This is a genomic window from Aminobacter sp. P9b (assembly GCF_045345995.1).
Classification (GTDB): domain Bacteria; phylum Pseudomonadota; class Alphaproteobacteria; order Rhizobiales; family Rhizobiaceae; genus Aminobacter; species Aminobacter niigataensis.
This window is the reverse complement of sequence record NZ_CP150082.1, coordinates 4,593,058-4,609,978: the sequence shown is the minus strand read 5'-3', so window position 1 is coordinate 4,609,978 and position 16,921 is coordinate 4,593,058. Positions and strand designations below refer to the sequence as shown.

Here is a 16,921-nt window from a genome sequence, read left to right as displayed (position 1 = left end):
CTCAGAACCTCAGTTTCTGCATGGCGAACATCAGGTCGGTCGACATGCCGTAAGCCGGCGGCATGCCGAACAGGATGCCGACTGACGCCTGCACCGGCGACGACGGGTTGTTGATCTCCCAAAGGCTGGTGAAGCGCTTGAGGAATTCGCCGAGCTTCTTGGGGTTGGAGAAGTCCGTGATCTTCAGCTTCTCTTCGAACAGCTTGACCTGGCGGTCGATGTCGGCCGAGGCAAAGGCTTCTGGCAAGCCGAGCGCGGTGCGCACGACCTTGGCCAGAGCGGGGTCGGCGAGCACGTCGTAGAAGCTGCCGATGGAGGATGCCTTGCGTTCGAAATAGAGCGCCAACCGGACGCCTTCGTTGTCCCTGCCCGCGTCCTCTTCCAGCGTCTGGCGCAGGAACTTGTCGGTTGCCGGTTGCTGGGAAGGATTGATGGTTGTGGCATCGGCGCCATGGGCCTCGAAGTTGAAGGCGGTGGCGAAGGCGGCGTAGCGCTTGTCCGCCATCTCGTTGGCGTAGCTTTTGGGATCGCGAACACCGCCGGCCAGGACCTTCTCCATCATCTCCTTGTTGGGGATGGAGGCTTCGATGCCGAAGGATCTCATCGCGAAGGCGTAGAGCCTGGTGTCGGCCATCAGATCCTTGGCCGACGTCACCTTGACGATGTTGTCGAGGTAGTACTTCACTTCCTTCTGGACGGCTTCCGATTTGGGATCGCCGCCGTCCATCCCGACCCGCAGCAGGTATTTGTCGACGGCGCCCTGCTGGGCCTTGTTGAAGACCGTGGCGCGTTCGCCGAGCTCGGCGAAGTTGAAGCTCTTGACGAATTCGGCGTAGCGCTTGTCGGTCAGCTTGTTGGCGAAGCTGTCCTTGTCGGCGACGCCTTCCTTCAGCGCCTTGACCATGAACGCCTTGGCATAGGCCATGTCCTGCAGGCCGTGGGCCTTCATGGCATATTTGAACAGCCGGTCGTTCTTGACGAACTCATCAATGGTTTTCACCTTGGTGATGTTCTTGAGGTAATATTCGGTCTCGCGCTCGATGATGGGCTGCTTTTCCACGCGTTCGAGAGCCTTGCCGATGTCTCTCGCGATCAGCTGGTAGCTTGTATAGGTATTGAGCACGACACGCCCTTCCGCCGCAGGATAGACTGGGAAGGCTACGCTCAAATGCTTGCGCGAGGCTGAATCGTTTTCGCGTCGTCCCTTCAAGCCTCACACAAGGCACAGCCGCTATCTGTGCATGCATAGTGCTTTGAATGCGGAAGGACCGGCTTGTGGGTATTCTGATCGGACTCGTCGTGACGCTGGGCTGCGTGCTTGGCGGCTTCATGGCGATGGGCGGACACCTCAACGTCCTGATGCAGCCGTGGGAACTCGTCATTATCGGCGGTGCGGCGCTCGGAACGTTCCTCGTCGCCAACCCGATGGCCACGGTGAAGGACACCGGCAAGGCGATGGTCGAGGCGCTCAAGCAGCAGGTGCCGAAAGAACAGGACTATCTCGAGACGCTCGGCGTGCTGCACTCGCTGATGCGCGAGCTGCGCACCAAGACGCGTTCCGAGGTTGAAGCGCATATCGACAACCCCGACGAGTCGGCGATCTTCCAGGCATTTCCTTCGGTGCTGAAGAATTACGACCTGACGCATTTCATCTGCGACTACTGCCGCATCATCATCATCGGCAATGCGCGCTCGCATGAGATCGAAGCGCTGATGGACGAGGAAATCCAGACCATCCGCGCCGATAAGCTCAAGTCTTATCACGCGCTGATCGCTGTCGGTGACGGCCTGCCGGCGCTGGGTATCGTTGCTGCGGTGCTCGGCGTCGTGAAGGCGATGGGCGCCCTCGACCAGTCTCCCGAGATCCTCGGCGGCCTGATCGGTGCCGCACTCGTCGGCACCTTCCTCGGCATCTTCCTGTCTTATGCCGTGGTCGCGCCGATCGCCACCAAGATCAAGACGGTGCGCGAGAAAAAGAACCGCCTCTACATCGTCGTGAAGCAGACGCTGCTGGCCTACATGAACGGCTCGCTGCCGCAGGTGGCGATCGAGTTCGGCCGCAAGACGATCTCGTCCTACGACCGCCCGTCGATCGACGCGGTGGAGCAGAGCACGCTGAACACGGGCAATCTCGAAAAGAAGGCGGCCTGAGCCAATGCGGGACGCTGACAAAGGGCATCGCCAGTCATGAATACCACCGCAAGCCCGGCGGAACCGCGCGACCTCGTCATCGAGCGCCTGCTGGGCGACACCGGCGAGCCAGCCAAGGTGCATGCCGCCGCCCGCCGCCTGGCGGAACGTTCGGCGACAGCGATTGCCGCCGCCGTCAACGAGGTGCTGCCGTCGCCGATCTTCGTTGAAGTCGCCGAGGTCAAGCTCGGCCGCATGGCCGATGCCAAGGCCGGCAAGAACAACCAGGCCATGTGCGTGGCGGCGACCCGAACGTCGCCGGACGGGCTGGTGATGACGTTCGACCCGCAGGCGATCGCGATCCTCGTCAATGTCATGTTCGGCGGCGATCCGGACCGCGAAGTCGCAGCCATCGAGCGCGAGCTGTCGTCGATCGAACTCGGTGTCGTTTCGCTGCTCATCCAGGACGTGGCACGGGCGATGAATGCGCAGGGCGCCAATGGCGGCCTTGGTGTTAAGCTGCCGGTGCCGGAAGCGATTACCAGCACGGTGATGAAGAAGCACGTGTTCCGCGACGGGCCTTCGGCGCGCGTCGTGCTGTCGGTCTCGACGGCGGTGTCTCGCGGGACGCTGACCCTGACGCTGCCGCAACGCGTGCTGGTCGAGGATCGCCGCGACAAGAGCGAGGCGGAGTCCGCGCCGGCCACGGAATGGAGCTCGCGCTTCTCCGACGAGCTGATGCGCTCGACCGTCCGGCTCGAGGCGTCGATGCCGCTCGGACGCATGACCCTTGGCGATCTCTCCGTGCTCGAGTTGGGGCAGGTCATCGAACTCGCCGAAAACACCCAATCCAATGCCGTGATCTCGGCGCGCGGCAAGTCACTGTTTGCGTGCGAATTCGGCAAGCTCGGCCAGAACTACACCGTCCGCATCAGGCGTCCGTTCGATGCCACCGAAGAAACAATTGAAGGGATCGTCGCGGGTTGAGGCGATGCGCTGCCAAGCAGCGCCCGGCACCGTGAACGACAGAACTGGAGAACACCGATGAGCAAGGCGCAGCCCAGGCCCGAGGTCGAAAAGCCTGAAATCGAAGCCGAGGACGACCAGCTCAACCGCGCCATCGAAGAACTGCGCGGCGTGCTGAGCGAGGAAGAGAAGCGCCCAGGCGCCGCTCCCGCCGCCGCCGGCAACAGCGTCATCTTCGACATTCCGGTCGAGGTGCAGATCGTGCTCGGCAGCACGGAGATGCCGGTGTCCGACCTGATGACTCTACAGAAGGGTTCGACCGTGGCGCTCGACCGCCGCATCGGCGAACCGGTCGACGTGGTGGTCAACGGCCGCCGCATCGCGCGCGGCGAGATCACCGTGCTCGAAAGCGACCCGTCGCGCTTCGGCATCCGGCTGACCGAGATCGTCGCGGCAACCAAGAGCGCCTGAGGAGCCCGACCGTGCTTTCCACTGCTTCGAGAAAGGCCTCCGCATGACATTGCTGGCGACGCTGACGCGGCCGCAGAAGGCGGCGGCCATTCTGGTGGCGATGGGCAAGCCGTCGGCGAGCCGGCTGCTCAAGTTCTTCAAGCAGGACGAGCTCAAGGCGCTGATCGAAGGCGCACGGCTGCTGCGCACCATTCCGCAGGCCGACCTCGAACGGATCGTCGCCGAGTTCGAGGCCGAGTTCACCGAGGGCGCGGGCCTGCTCGATTCCGCCGACAAGATGGACACGATCCTCAACGAGTCGCTGTCGCCCGAAGAAATGAGCGCGCTGATGGGCAAGGACGAGCCCGCCGCCAAGAAGGACACGACGCCGCCGGTCTGGCCGCAGCTCGAAAAGCTGGAGCCGGCGCAGATCGGCACCTTCCTTTCCAACGAACATCCGCAGACGGCGGCGATGATCCTCTCCAACCTTGTCCCGACCTATGCCGCAAGCGTGGTGCTGACGCTGGACAAGCCCCTGCGCAGCGAAATCATCAAGCGGATGATGGAACTGGCGAGCGTGCCCCCGGCCGCGACCAAGCTGGTGGAGGACCAAATCCGCAACCGCGTGCTGACCGAAAGCGCCCAGAAGGATACTTCGGCCGGCCAGACGCGCGTCGCCAGCGTGCTCAACGAACTCGACAAGTCGCAGCTCGAGGAAGTGATGAACGACCTGCGCGAGGTCGGCATGGCCGACCTCGATGCCATCCGCGCCCGGCTGTTCTCGTTCGACGATGTTCCTGTCATGTCGCAGAAGGCGCGCGTGGCGCTGTTCGACGGCCTGTCGAGCGAACTGATTACCCTTGCCCTGCGCGGCACGGCGCTGCCGCTTGCCGAAGCAGTGCTTTCGTCGATCGGCGCGCGCACGCGGCGCATGATCGAATCCGAACTCAGCCAGGGCTCGGAAGGCGTCCAGCCGGCGGAGATCCTGCGCGCCCGCAAGACCATTGCTTCCACCGCTTTGCGCATGGCGAACGAGGGTCTCCTCGAATTGCCGTCGGCGCAGAACGCCGCCTGAATTCGCGCCAGGGTTCCTGAGCGATGGCGGACGGCGAGGACAAAGACTCCAAAACAGAAGAACCGACAGAGAAGAAAATCCGCGACACGATGGAGAAGGGCAAACTGCCCGCCTCCAAGGAAGTGGCGATCTTCACGTCGTTCCTGGCGATCCTCGTCTACACCGTGTTCTTCGCCAGCAATTCGGTGGCCGAACTCGGCGTCTTCCTGTCGAACTTCCTGGAAAAGCCGGAAGCCTGGCCGCTCGGCACCGAACGCGATGTCGTCGAGCTCTACCAGGCGGTGGCAGTCGAGGTCGGCCGGGCAATCGCCAGCCTGTTCCTGATGCTGGTGGTGGCCGGCGTCGGGGCGTCGCTGGTGCAGAACGTCCCGCAATTCATTGGCGAACGCGTCCGGCCGCAGGCCTCGCGGATCTCGCTGACCCAGGGTTGGAAGCGCATGTTCGGCGTGCAGGGGTTCGTCGAATTCCTGAAATCGCTGGGCAAGCTCGGTTTCGCGATCATCGTGCTGATCTTCGTGCTTTCGGACGACCTGCGCGTGCTGCTGACCGGCATGATCACCAATCCGGTTGCCTATGGCAGCGTCATCCGCAACATCGCCGTCGATATCCTGGTGGCGATCGTCTTCGTCATGGGCGCGATCGCCGTTGCCGACTTCGTCTGGTCGCGTTTCCACTGGTTCCAGGAACAGCGCATGACCAAGCAGGAGGTCAAGGACGAGCTGAAGCAGTCGGAAGGCGATCCTATCGTCAAGTCGCGGCTGCGCTCGATCGCCCGCGACCGTGCCCGCCAGCGGATGATGACGGCGGTGCCGAAGGCGACGCTGGTCATCGCCAACCCGACCCACTTCGCCATCGCGCTGCGCTATGTCCGCGACGAGAATGCGGCCCCGGTCGTGCTCGCCAAGGGGCAGGACCTGGTGGCGTTGAAGATCCGCGAGATTGCCGAGCAGAACGGCGTCCCGGTGTTCGAGGACGTGGCGCTCGCACGCTCCATGTACAAGCAAGTTTCGGTGGATAGTGTCATTCCACCTCAGTTCTACCAGGCCGTCGCCGAGTTGGTGCGGATCGTTTACGGAAACAGGGCCCAGCGCAATCAGCCATGAAAAACCAGACGCATGCTTTGTCCCGAGAAGTCCTTGTCGCAACAGCTATCCAGCCGGTGGTGCGCGAATTGCGCCTCATCGACATTGCCGACTACATCGCCTTCATTCGGATGGAGCATTTCGGCAACGTGGCCGATCTCGTCGACTCCGCGGCGGAGCTCTATTTCATGCCGGGCGCATTGCGGCTCGGGCTTGGCGGCGAGGCGCATGTCAGCTGGACCGGCGCGCCGCGCATCGTGCTCGACCTCGAACTCAGGCCGGAAGGGGCGGTGGTCTATTTCCAGCTGTCGATGACGGCCAACAACGCCTCGGTCGAGGTGCACTACGTGTCGTTCGAAAAGCCCGACCTGGAGCCCGAGAAGAACACCGAATATCTCGCCGCCGCCATCCAGCACGCGATGATCCGAGGTGCGGAACCGCGGGCCGAGGCGGCCTAGGATTCAGGTGCTGCCTGACCTGGTTCTCGATACAGCCTAGTCGATCAAGCCCATGCGCAGGGCCTTGGCGACCGCATGCATGCGGTTGACCGCATTGAGCTTCTGCGTCGTCTGGGTGAGGTACTGGTTGGCGGTGTGGACCGACAGCTTGAGCAGCTTGGCTATCTCTTCGCTGGTGTAGCCGCGCGAGGTGAGCTTCAGGCATTCGATCTCGCGGCGCGACATTGCCGGCATGTCGGACGAGCGGCCGGGAGCGAGGCTGGCAACCGCGCCGAATAGCGCAAAGCAGCGGCCGTGCAGGTCGTGCAGCGAATGCGGGCTGGGTGCCAGATCGGGACCGGCGAAGATCAGAAGTCCCGCCTGACCGGCGTCGGTATAGACGGGGAAGGCGATGCCGCGGCCGCTCTGCGCCAGGGGCTCGATCCGGCTCGTCCAGACGAGCTGCGAAAAGGCAGCCTCGGCGCCGGCATCGTCGGCCCACCAGCAGGGCGCCGTCGACTGCCTGATGTGGCGCATCAGATGTTCGCCTATGCCGCCGCCGAGCAGTCGGGCCGCGGACATGGTGCTGGGATAGTCGGAATCGAAGACAGGCGTCAGCCGGCTGCTGTCGGCGGACGAGCCGGCAAGGCAGAGCGCGAAGTCGCGCGCGCCGAGATCGATCGCTATCCATCGGCAACGCTTGGCAGCGTCGGCAAGGGTGACGGCATGCTGGCTGGGTGGACGACCAGCGGCCGAAACGTCCTGCCTGAGGTCGAGTGCGCGGCCAGGCTGCCTTGACTGGGCGTAGCTCAAATGATGCCGCTCCTGATCGCGGTCGCAATCGCCATGGCGCGATTTGAGGCCGACAGTTTCTGGATCGCATGCGTGATGTAGCTGTTGACCGTGTTCGATGAGACGCCAAGGATCAGCGCGACTTCATCGGTGGTCTTGCCCTCGGACACCCAGAACAGGCACTCGCGCTCGCGGTCGGAGAGTGGGTCCCGCATCGTCGCTGCGGCCAGGATGGCCGGTGCCTGGGACAGCGCATAGCAGCATTCGAGCTGGGTGCGCGGCATCGCGGCGGGATCGATGCGGCCGGACTCGGCGGCGGAGAACAGCACGAACAGGCGCTGGCGGCCGACATGCAGCCTGAGGGCGAAAATCTCGGCATGGCCGAGGACGTCGAGCAGGCGGGCTTCCTCTCCGCCCAGGACGGCGGGAGCCTGCGCGGCAATCAGGCTCTGCGGGCGGACGCCCGGGGCGCTGGCGAAGGGGCTCTGGGCAAGCCCGGCGATAAGGGCGTGGCCGGCGATCTGGATGGCGTCGTAGATCCAGTTCGAGGCGATGATCTGGAGATTGTCGCGGTCCTGGTCCTGGGGAATCGCGACGAGCATGTAGCCGTCGGCACCGATCTCGTCGGTCATGTTCATGAAAAAGGCGGTGAGATCGCTGCGCGATGCGAGCCTTGCTGCGACGGTCGTCTGTTCGTTGCGGGCTGCGAGGGCGGTCATGCGGTACTTGGCCAGAATCCATTTGAGGCCGGAAAAGGCTGGTGCCTGAACCGGGTCGAAAAACACTTCACTTGGGCGAAAAAACGCGACGCGGACACCTGAGGTACCCATCGGCCGAATCCGTGCTGGTCGCGCGAAGCCTGACGCGCTCTCCACCGGGAAAGTTCCCGGCATTTCAGAGAGTTGGTGGTTCGCCGCGCCCCCCGAGGACCGGCTGATTCGGGTTCAATCTAACCCCTCGCGAATCGCTCCGCAAACAGAATTGACAAAAAGTTAATTCAGAGTCCTCCGGCAGACTCAGGGCGGTACCGAAGGCCCGTCAAACGCTGGGGAAGCGCGGTCGAAAATCGCCATTGATCGGTCGGGGCATTCGGCTTAACGCTGCGTCCACTGCGGCAGGGGAATGCAATGAGCGACCAATTTCGTGAAGTGACCAGCGTGTCCTGGTTCGGGCGGATCAAGCGCGCGGTCGGCGGCGTGCTGGTCGGCCTGATCCTGGCCGTCGCGATGGTGGCCGTGCTGTTCTGGAACGAGGGCCGGGCGGTGACCACGGCGCGCTCGCTCGCCGAGGGTGCGGGTGCCGTGGTGTCGGTGCCCGTCGACAAGGTCGATGCGGTCAACGAAGGCGAGCTGGTGCACACCACGGGCCCGCTGACCTCTTCGGAGGGGGTCGGCGATCCGGATTTTGCGATCGAGGCCAAAGGCGTGCGCCTGGTGCGCAATGTCGAGATGTTCCAGTGGGTCGAGAACTCCAAGTCGGAGACGAACACGAAGCTTGGCGGCGGCGAAGAGACGGTCACCACCTACAGCTATGCCAAGGAGTGGCAGGACCGGCCGATCGCCTCGGCGGAGTTCAAGCAGCCGGCCAACCACCAGAACCCGTCGATGGAGCTCGGCTCGCGGTCTTTCCAGATCCATGAAGGCAAGCTCGGCGCGTTCACACTCGACGAGCCGATGCTCGACCGCATCGGCGACACCGATCCGCTGACGATCACACCAAGCCAGCTTGCCGACATCACCGCAGCCTATTCCGGCACGGAGCGCGTCAGCATTGTCGATGGACGCATCTTCATCGGCGCCAATCCGACCTCGCCTGGCATCGGCGACTACCGCATCGGCTACCAGCTGGTTCCGCTGGGCGAGATCAGCGTCATCGGGCGCCAGACCGGCGACCGGTTTTCGCCCTACCAGACGGTGGCCGGCGACGAACTGCTGATGGTCGACACCGGCAGGGTGCCGGCGGAGAAGATGTTTGCCGAGGCGGTGAGCGTCAACACGATCGTCACCTGGCTGGTGCGCGCAGGCTGCCTGCTGCTCCTGGCGCTCGGCTTCGGGCTGTTGCTGGCGCCGCTTGGCGTGCTGGCCGACGTGATCCCGTTCGTCGGCTCGATCGTGCGCATGGGCACGGGGCTGATCGCGTTCGTGCTGGCGCTGCTGGTGGGAACGGCGACGATCGCGGTGGCGTGGTTCTGGTACAGGCCGCTGCTGGCAATCGGCATCGCCGTGGCTGGATTGGCGGTCGCCCTGCTGCTGACGCGGTTCGGACGCCGTAGGTTGGCCGCCGCGCCGCCACAGGCGGGCGCGACGGCCTGAACGGTCAGCCGCCCTCGAATCCGGTGAGCACGCCGACGGCATTGATGCCGATCTCGTCGACGGCGTAGCCGCCTTCCATGACGAACAGGCTGGGCAGGCCGAGCCTGGCGATGCGAGCGCCGATCTTTGGATAGTCGGCGCTGGTCAGCTTGAACTGGCTGATCGGATCCTTCTCGAAGGTGTCGACGCCGAGCGAGACGACAACGACGTCCGGCGCATAGGCGGCGAGCTTCTGGCAGGCATCCTCGAGTGCTTCGTTCCACTTTGCCCACGAGGTGCCGAAAGGCAGGGGGTAGTTGAGGTTGAAGCCTTCGCCTGCGCCCGCGCCGCGCTCGTCGGCGTGGCCGAGGAAGAACGGGTACTCGGTCATCGGGTCGCCATGCAGGTTGATGACCTGGATGTCGGGACGATCGTAGAAGATTTCCTGCGTGCCGTTTCCGTGGTGATAGTCGACGTCGAGAACGGCGACGCGCGTCGCGCCCTGATCACGGAACCACTGCGCGGCGACGGCGGCGTTGTTGATGAAGCAATAGCCGCCCATGAAGGCGGCACCGGCGTGGTGGCCCGGCGGGCGGCAGAGCGCGAAGGCAGCGCGTTCGCCAGCCTTGACCAGTTGGGCTGCGGTCAGCGCGACGTCATAGGACGACTTGATGGCGTCCCAGGTACCCTTCACGAAGCTCGCGCCGCCGTCGAAGGAATAAAAGCCGAGCAGCGCCTCGATGTTGCGCGGGGGCACATCGCCACGAAGACCGCGCGTCGGCCAGGCGAAGGGTATCGCCGAACCCGACTTGCCGGCGGCTTCCCACTGCGGCCAGACGGTCGGCAGGAAGTCGATGTAGTCGGCGGCGTGCACGCGCTTTGCAGCGGTGAGGTCATGTATTTCGGGCGCCAGGATCGGGCCGAGCTTCTCGCTTTCGACCCGCTTTCTGATGATCTCGGCCCGCGAGGGCTTCTCGAAGCCGGGCACGATGGCACCGGCGACAAGCTCCATCTGGCCGCCGTGGCCGGCGTGGAGCGGCGAAAAGACTGTCTTCATGAAAATCCTTCCTTGTTCTGGTCGAGGTCGAGATAGGGGATGACCAGTGCGAGCCACATGGTCTTGACGTCGTCCTGGATGAGATCGAACGCCTTGCGGTCCCGCTTGAGCCCGACGAGCCGGCAGACGTGACCGACTTCCATCATCACCACGCCCAGCCGACTGGCGACCTGGTCCTCAAGTGCGGGGTTCACATGCTGCAGCCAGGCCGCGTAGAGGGCGATGATCTGGTCGTCGTATTCGTTCTGGATGGGTCTCAGGTCGGGGTTGCCGGTGATGGCCTCGATGACCGGCATCAGGTTGGCGTTGTCGAGATAGAGTCTGGAGGTGTCGATGAAGAGCTTGTCGACTTCCTGCTGAAAAGTCTCGTGGCTGGTGGGGCGAGGGGCGTTGATGCGCCTGGCGATCACCTCGGGAAAGGCTGCGAGCCAGCGCCGGGCGAGGTCCAGAAGAATGGCTTCCTTGTTGGGGAAGTACTGATAGACCGAACCGACGGACAAGCCGGCGCGCTGCGCAATGGCGAGCGTCGTCGGGGTCTTGGTCCCCTGTTCCCTGGTGAGAATCAGAGCGGCATCGAGAATCCGGTCGACCACCTTGCTCGAGCGTTCCTGTCGCGGCTGCTTGCGCGGTTTCAGCGCTGTCCTGGTTTTCCAGTTGAGACTGCGATTCACGGAATGATCTTCTCGCTCCCTAGGCGCGCGCATCATACACGGGGGCGTCCTCCACAACGCATCCGAAAAATCCCGCATATTGACAAACGCGAATAATTAGTCGCATTTTTTCGCGTTGCTGTCTTCAGGGAAACGCGAGGAATTCCTGGGGTCAGCGGATCGGCTTCAGCCTTCCAGTCTGGTTGCGCCATCCCCTTGGGAATTGGGGGCAGCCGATGCGAGGGTGAACGGCCTCAGTCAGTCAAGTGCGCGGAGTCGCGATGTCTGTCCAAACGGTTCGCAATGCCGACCTGATCGTCATCAACGGCCGCGTGCTGACCATGGACCCGGCCCAGCCCGCTGCGGAAGCGGTGGCCATCAAGGATGGCCTGATCGCCGCTGTCGGCGACAAGACGACAATCGAAGCACTGCGCGGGCCCGACACAAAGGTCATCGACGCGCGCGGCGGGTCGGTGGTGCCGGGCTTCATCGAAGCGCACATGCACCTGTTTTCGGGTGCTGCCGAACTCGCCCATCTGCAGCTTTCCGGCGTGCATGGCTTCGAGGCGCTTCGCGATGCGGTGCAGGCGTACGCCAGGTCGCGGCCCGATGCGCGGATGCTGGTGGGGCAAGGCGCCGACTACACCATCCTCGGCAGCGAGCGCGTGACGCGGCATCACCTCGACGCCATCCTGCCCGACCGGGCGTTCCTGATGGCGGCGCCCGACCATCATACCTATTGGGCCAACACACGTGCGCTCGAGATGGCCGACGTGCTGCACGGGCGCGAACTGACGCCCGGCAACGAGATCGTCATGGGCGCCGACGGCCTGGCCGAGGGCGAGCTGCGCGAGAACGAGGCGTTCAACCCGGTGCTGAAGCTCGCCGGCGAGGGGCGCGTTCGGCTCGGCCTGTCGACCGGCGGCGAGCCCGACCCGATGCCCAATGCCGAAGAACGCGCCGGCGACCGCGCCATCATGCGCCGCGGCCTCGACTGGTGCGCCCGGCACGGCATCACCTCGATCCAGAACATGGACGGCAACTACTACCAGCTGGAGCTTCTGTCGGAGGTCGAGGCCGAGGGCGACCTGATCTGCCGGGTCAAGGTGCCGTTCCACTACAAGAACTTCATGACCCTCGACATGCTGGAAAAGGCATCCGACATGGCCAACCGCTATGACAGCGAGTGGCTGTCGTCGAGAATGGTCAAGCTGTTCTACGACGGCGTGCTCGATTCCTGGACAGCCGTGATGATCGAGCCTTATGCCGACCGGCAGGACTGGGTCGGCGAGCCGCTGTTTTCGCCGGAAGAGTTCAAGCGCATCGCCGTCGAGATCGACAGGCGCGGCCTGCAGATCGCCGTGCATTCGATCGGCGACGGGGCGACGCGCGCCGTGCTCGACGGCTATGAGGCAGCACAGAAGGCCAACGGCAAGCGCGACAGCCGCCACCGCGTGGAGCATGTCGAACTGACGACGGCGACCGACATCCAGCGCTTCGTCGACCTCGGCGCGATCGCCTCGATGCAGCCACCGCATCCGCCCGGTGCGATGATCTTTCCGCTGGAGCCGACGATCTCGCGCGTCGGGCGCGCACGCTGGCCCTATGCCTATCCGACACGGACGCTGATCGAGGCAGGAGCACATGTGGTGTTCGCTTCCGATTGGCCGGTGGCACCGATCGACCCGATCGCCGGCATGCAGGCGGCGATGCTGCGCAAGCCTTGGGCAGAAGACATGCCAGACCAGAGCGTTTCGCTGCACCAGGTATTGGCCGGCTACACCGTCGAGGGTGCCTATGCCGAGTTCATGGAAAACAAGAAGGGCCGGTTGAAGCCGGGTTTCTTCGGCGATCTGGTCGTGCTGTCGGCCGACATCGAAGCGATCGATGCTGCCGTGCTGCATGAGGTGCGGCCGGTGACGACGGTCTGTGGCGGCAGGGTGACCTACCAGGCCTGATGGGGCCGGCGATGGCGTGGCGTGTGTGGACTGCGAGCCGTTGTTGCCAAGCCTAACGGCGTGTGGTGACAATCGAACGGGGAAAAAAGTTCCACTGTGAAGGTGGACGGAAACAATGGGGCGATTTGCGTGCCGGCTACACCGGGTAAGAATGCGATTGAAGTTCGCGGGGTTCGCAAGGTCTTTGGAACGGGAGAGGCGCAGGTCGCGGCGCTGGACACCGTCTCGGTGTCGATCAGGGAAAACGAGTTCTTCACGCTGCTCGGGCCTTCCGGCTGCGGCAAGACCACGCTTCTGAGGTTGATTGCCGGCTTCGACTTTCCGTCGGATGGCGAGATCATGCTTTACGGCGAGGACATCGCGCCGCTGCCGCCGTTCAAGCGGCCGGTCAACACGGTGTTCCAGTCCTACGCGCTGTTCCCGCACATGACGGTGGCGCAGAATATCGGCTTCGGCCTGGAGATGCTGGGCAAGCCGCGCGCCGAGATCGACGCGCGCGTCACGGAGATGCTGAAGCTGGTGCGCATGGAAAAGCTCGCCAAGCGCCGCACCAGCCAGATCTCGGGCGGCCAGCAGCAGCGCGTGGCGCTCGCCCGTGCGCTGGCGCCGCAGCCCAAGGTGCTGCTGCTCGACGAGCCGCTGTCGGCGCTCGACTACAAGCTGCGCAAGGAAATGCAGATCGAACTCAAGCGCCTGCAGCACGAGACCGGCATCACCTTCATCTTCGTCACGCATGACCAGGAGGAGGCGCTGACGATGTCGGACCGCATCGCGGTGATGTCGTCGGGCAAGATCCTGCAGGTCGGCAGCCCGCGCGACATCTACGACCGGCCGGCCGAACGCTTCGTTGCCGACTTCATCGGCGAGACCAACTTCCTCGATGCGCGGATCGACAGCATCGAGGAGGGGAGAGCCAAGGTGACGCTGAAGTCGGGCGCGACGATCTCGGCGACGCTGCCCGACGGCTTCAAGCCGGACGGCGAAGCCACGGTGGTGATCCGGCCCGAACATGCCAAGGCCGTCAAAGACGGTGGCGACATTTCGGGCGTGGTCGAAAACGTCGTCTACTTCGGCACCGATACGCATGTTCACATCAGGCTGGACGACGGCGAGACGTTCACGGTCCGCCAGCAGAACGCGCGGGGGGCTGGAACGAGCTTCGAGCGCGGCCAGCGCGTCGGCATCGTCATCGGCGACGATGCGGCCCAGATCCTGAAGGACTGAGCCATGGCGACCGCAGCCGAAATCGAAAAGCAGGCAGAGGCGCGGGAGGTCAGGAACCGCTGGTTTCTGTCGGCGCCGGCGCTGATCATCATCCTGCTGGCCGCATCCGGCCCGCTGCTGATCGTGCTCCTCTATTCGTTCCTGACGCCCGGACCCTACGGCGACGTGGTCTGGAAGTTCTCGACCGAAGGCTGGGTGGCGGTCTTTCTCGAACGCGATATCTTCGACGACACGCTGTCGTTTGCCGGTGCCCACCTCACCATCTTCTGGCGGTCGCTGAAGCTTGCCATCATGGCGACGGTGGCGACGCTGATCTTCGGCTTTCCGACGGCCTATTTCATCGCAACGCGGCCGGAGCGGACGCGCGACATCTGGCTGTTCCTGATCACCATCCCGTTCTGGACGAACCTTCTGATCCGCACCTTTGCCGTGCTGCAGGTGATCCGTAACGAGGGCATCATCAACACGGCGCTGATCAATCTCGGCATCATCGATCAGCCGATCCAGATGCTCTACACCGACTTCGCCATCATGGTCGGCATGGTCTACGTCTACCTGCCGCTGATGGTGCTGCCGCTCTATGCCAGCATGGAAAAGCTCGATTTCCGGCTGGTCGAGGCCGGATACGACCTCTATGCCACGCGCTGGCAGGTGCTCAAGCGGATCATCTTCCCGATGGTCAGGCCCGGCGTCATCGCAGGCTCGATCCTGGTCTTCATCCCGGCCATCGGCGCCTATGTCACGCCCAGCGTTCTCGGCGGCGGCAAGAACATGATGTTCGCCAACCTGATCGAGCTGCAGTTCGGGCAGGGCCGCAACTGGCCACTGGGCGCTGCGCTGTCGATCACCGTCATGGCGATCGTGATGGTGGCGCTGCTGGTCTATGTCCGCAACACGTCCGGATCGGAGGCGCGCCATGGCTAAGCGTTTTTCGATCCGCCAGCAGACCGGCTTCACGGCAATCGCTGCGGCCTGCTTCATGCTGCTCTACGTGCCGATCGCGGTGCTGGTGGCGTATGCCTTCAACGAGTCGACCTCGGTGTCGGAATGGGGCGGCTTCTCGCTGCGCTGGTTCGCTGCGGCCTGGAACAACGACCAGGTCATCGACGCCTCGCTGCGTTCGCTGAAGATTGCTTCTTCTGCGGCGGTGATCGCGACGATCGCGGCAACCATGGCGGCGCTGGCGACGACGCGGACGCGAGCCTATCGCGGGCTGACGTTCAAATACGCCTTCATCAACCAGCCGCTGATGGTGCCTGAGATCGTCACCGGCGTCGCACTGCTGATCTTCTTTGCGCAGATCAAGATCGCCACGGGTTATTCGGGCCTCGGCTACCTGATCGCCGCGCATACGGCGTTCTGCATCCCCTTCGCCTATCTGCCGATCCGGGCGCGGCTCGAGAACATGGACCTGACGCTCGAACGCGCGGCCGCCGATCTCTACGCCACGCCGTGGAAGGCGTTCCGCCGCGTGACGCTGCCACTGCTCTGGCCGGGCATCATCGCCGGCCTGATGCTCGCCTTCGTCATCTCTCTCGACGACGTGGTCATCACCGAATTCGTCAAGTCGGGCGGTCAGGATACCCTGCCGACCTACATGCTGGGGCAAATCCGCCGCGGCATCACGCCGGAGGTCAATGCGATTTCGACCGTCTTCCTGCTCTTGTCGGTCGTCATCGTCACGCTGTTCTTCTTCTTGAGCAGGAAACGGGATTAATCAACGGGAGTGAAATGATGAACCTGAAATCCATGTCGACGGCGGTCGGCCTGGCGCTGCTGGCCTCGACCAGCCTTGCCTCGGCAGAAGGCGCGCTGAACATCTACAACTGGGGCAACTACATCAGCCCCGACATGATCAAGAAGTTCGAGGAGAAGCATAGCGTCAAGGTCACGGTGACCGACTACGACTCAAACGACACGGCACTCGCCAAGGTGCGCCAGGGCGGCCACGGCTTCGACGTCGCTATGCCGTCGCAGACCTACATCCCGATCTGGATCCAGGAAGGCCTGCTGCTCGAGACCCGTCCCGACCAGATGGAGAATTTCAAGAACGTCATGCCCGAGTGGAAGGATCCTGCCTTTGATCCGGGCCGCCACTACAGCGTGCCGTGGGCGCTGGGCACCGTTGGCGTTGGCGTCAATACCGAGTTCTACAAGGGCGACATCAACACCTGGAAAATCGTCTTCGATACGCCGGACGAGCTGAAGGGCAAAGTCAACGTCGTCCCCGAGATGAACGACGTGATGCATGCCGCGATCAAGTATGTCGGTGGCGAGCAGTGCACCGGCGACAAGGAAGTGCTGAAGAAGGTGCGCGACGTGCTCGTGGCCGCCAAGCCGAACTGGATCGCCATGGAGTACAACACCATCGACAAGATGGGCGCCGGCGACTTCAAGGCGACCAGCGACTGGAACGGTTCAGTTCTGCGTCAGCGTCTGGCCAATCCGGCCATCCACTATGGCTACCCGGTCGAGGGCTTCCAGTTCTGGAGCGACAACGTCGTGGTGCTGAAGGACGCCGCGAACGTCGAGAATGCCAAGCTGTTCCAGAACTTCATGATGGATCCGGAAAACGCGGCGATGAACTCGGCCTTCCACCGCTACGCCAACGGCATCGCCGGCTCGGAGAAGTTCATGCCGGCCGACATGACCTCGGCGCCGGAAGTCGTGGTGCCTGAGGAGTTCAAGAAGAACGGCGAAATCCTGCAGACGTGCGCGCCGGAAGTGACGGCGCTCTACACCAAGATCTGGACCGAACTGCAGAAGTAAGTTCTGCCGGATTCGCAAGGAACCATCGCAGCCGGACCCC

At 63.7% G+C, this 16,921-nt stretch carries 17 protein-coding genes; 12 read left to right on the top strand and 5 right to left on the bottom strand.

Annotated features, from left to right (window positions below):
• Nucleotide 1 precedes the first annotated feature (1 nt).
• Nucleotides 2–1,123, bottom strand: a complete 1,122-nt coding sequence (locus tag WHT83_RS22730; RefSeq protein ID WP_406872469.1) for a DUF1217 domain-containing protein — start codon at nt 1,121–1,123, stop codon at nt 2–4.
• Between the two features lie 152 nt (nt 1,124–1,275).
• On the opposite strand from WHT83_RS22730, the gene motA reads away from it, so the two are divergent.
• Genes motA through WHT83_RS22700 form a run of 6 tightly spaced genes read left to right on the top strand, consistent with a single transcriptional unit; the run spans nt 1,276 to nt 6,161 of the window.
• Nucleotides 1,276–2,151 carry a flagellar motor stator protein MotA gene (motA, locus tag WHT83_RS22725; RefSeq protein ID WP_108609765.1) on the top strand — a complete coding sequence of 292 codons (876 nt, stop codon included), beginning with the start codon at nt 1,276–1,278 and terminating at the stop codon, nt 2,149–2,151.
• 36 nt (nt 2,152–2,187) lie between these two features.
• Nucleotides 2,188–3,117, top strand: a complete 930-nt coding sequence (locus WHT83_RS22720; protein ID WP_108607152.1) for a FliM/FliN family flagellar motor switch protein — start codon at nt 2,188–2,190, stop codon at nt 3,115–3,117.
• A 57-nt stretch (nt 3,118–3,174) separates the two neighbouring features.
• On the top strand, nt 3,175–3,567 hold the full coding sequence (gene fliN / locus WHT83_RS22715; protein WP_406872468.1) for a flagellar motor switch protein FliN: 393 nt from the start codon (nt 3,175–3,177) through the stop codon (nt 3,565–3,567).
• Between the two features lie 43 nt (nt 3,568–3,610).
• On the top strand, nt 3,611–4,621 hold the full coding sequence (locus tag WHT83_RS22710) for a flagellar motor switch protein FliG (RefSeq protein ID WP_108607154.1): 1,011 nt from the start codon (nt 3,611–3,613) through the stop codon (nt 4,619–4,621).
• A gap of 23 nt (nt 4,622–4,644) precedes the next feature.
• On the top strand, nt 4,645–5,724 hold the full coding sequence (gene flhB / locus WHT83_RS22705) for a flagellar biosynthesis protein FlhB (RefSeq protein WP_108607155.1): 1,080 nt from the start codon (nt 4,645–4,647) through the stop codon (nt 5,722–5,724).
• Nucleotides 5,721–6,161: a hypothetical protein gene (locus WHT83_RS22700; RefSeq protein ID WP_183264277.1), complete on the top strand. Its 441-nt coding sequence runs from the start codon at nt 5,721–5,723 to the stop codon at nt 6,159–6,161. The genes flhB and WHT83_RS22700 overlap by 4 nt, the downstream gene beginning before the upstream one ends.
• A gap of 36 nt (nt 6,162–6,197) precedes the next feature.
• Here WHT83_RS22700 and WHT83_RS22695 read toward each other — a convergent pair whose 3' ends face one another.
• Both WHT83_RS22695 and WHT83_RS22690 read right to left on the bottom strand, forming a co-directional pair.
• On the bottom strand, nt 6,198–6,953 hold the full coding sequence (locus WHT83_RS22695; RefSeq protein ID WP_406872467.1) for a helix-turn-helix transcriptional regulator: 756 nt from the start codon (nt 6,951–6,953) through the stop codon (nt 6,198–6,200).
• On the bottom strand, nt 6,950–7,651 hold the full coding sequence (locus WHT83_RS22690; protein WP_406874042.1) for a LuxR C-terminal-related transcriptional regulator: 702 nt from the start codon (nt 7,649–7,651) through the stop codon (nt 6,950–6,952). Before WHT83_RS22690 ends, WHT83_RS22695 begins: the two co-directional genes overlap by 4 nt.
• Nucleotides 7,652–8,059: 408 nt before the next feature.
• Between WHT83_RS22690 and WHT83_RS22685 the strand changes: the two genes are divergently transcribed.
• Nucleotides 8,060–9,244: a TMEM43 family protein gene (locus WHT83_RS22685; protein WP_406872466.1), complete on the top strand. Its 1,185-nt coding sequence runs from the start codon at nt 8,060–8,062 to the stop codon at nt 9,242–9,244.
• Nucleotides 9,245–9,248: 4 nt separating this feature from the next.
• Here the strand turns inward: WHT83_RS22685 and WHT83_RS22680 are convergent, their stop codons facing one another.
• The gene (locus WHT83_RS22680; RefSeq protein ID WP_406872465.1) at nt 9,249–10,280 is read right to left on the bottom strand and encodes a histone deacetylase family protein; all 1,032 of its coding nucleotides are present in this window, start codon (nt 10,278–10,280) and stop codon (nt 9,249–9,251) included.
• The gene (locus WHT83_RS22675; RefSeq protein WP_108607160.1) at nt 10,277–10,951 is read right to left on the bottom strand and encodes a TetR/AcrR family transcriptional regulator; all 675 of its coding nucleotides are present in this window, start codon (nt 10,949–10,951) and stop codon (nt 10,277–10,279) included. Before WHT83_RS22675 ends, WHT83_RS22680 begins: the two co-directional genes overlap by 4 nt.
• Before the next feature lie 260 nt (nt 10,952–11,211).
• Here WHT83_RS22675 and WHT83_RS22670 point away from each other — a divergent pair, with 260 nt between their 5' ends.
• The 5 genes from WHT83_RS22670 (at nt 11,212) to WHT83_RS22650 (ending at nt 16,881) form a co-directional block, all read left to right on the top strand.
• The gene (locus WHT83_RS22670; protein WP_406872464.1) at nt 11,212–12,888 is read left to right on the top strand and encodes an amidohydrolase; all 1,677 of its coding nucleotides are present in this window, start codon (nt 11,212–11,214) and stop codon (nt 12,886–12,888) included.
• 129 nt (nt 12,889–13,017) lie between these two features.
• Nucleotides 13,018–14,112 carry an ABC transporter ATP-binding protein gene (locus WHT83_RS22665; protein WP_406872463.1) on the top strand — a complete coding sequence of 365 codons (1,095 nt, stop codon included), beginning with the start codon at nt 13,018–13,020 and terminating at the stop codon, nt 14,110–14,112.
• Between the two features lie 3 nt (nt 14,113–14,115).
• Nucleotides 14,116–15,036, top strand: coding sequence for an ABC transporter permease (locus tag WHT83_RS22660; protein ID WP_318763870.1), 921 nt, complete (start codon nt 14,116–14,118; stop codon nt 15,034–15,036).
• Complete coding sequence (locus WHT83_RS22655; RefSeq protein WP_406872462.1) at nt 15,029–15,829, top strand: ABC transporter permease; 801 nt, start codon at nt 15,029–15,031, stop codon at nt 15,827–15,829. The genes WHT83_RS22660 and WHT83_RS22655 overlap by 8 nt, the downstream gene beginning before the upstream one ends.
• Nucleotides 15,830–15,846: 17 nt before the next feature.
• Nucleotides 15,847–16,881 (top strand): extracellular solute-binding protein, encoded by a 1,035-nt coding sequence (locus WHT83_RS22650; protein WP_108607164.1) that lies wholly within the window; start codon nt 15,847–15,849, stop codon nt 16,879–16,881.
• Nucleotides 16,882–16,921: the final 40 nt, after the last annotated feature.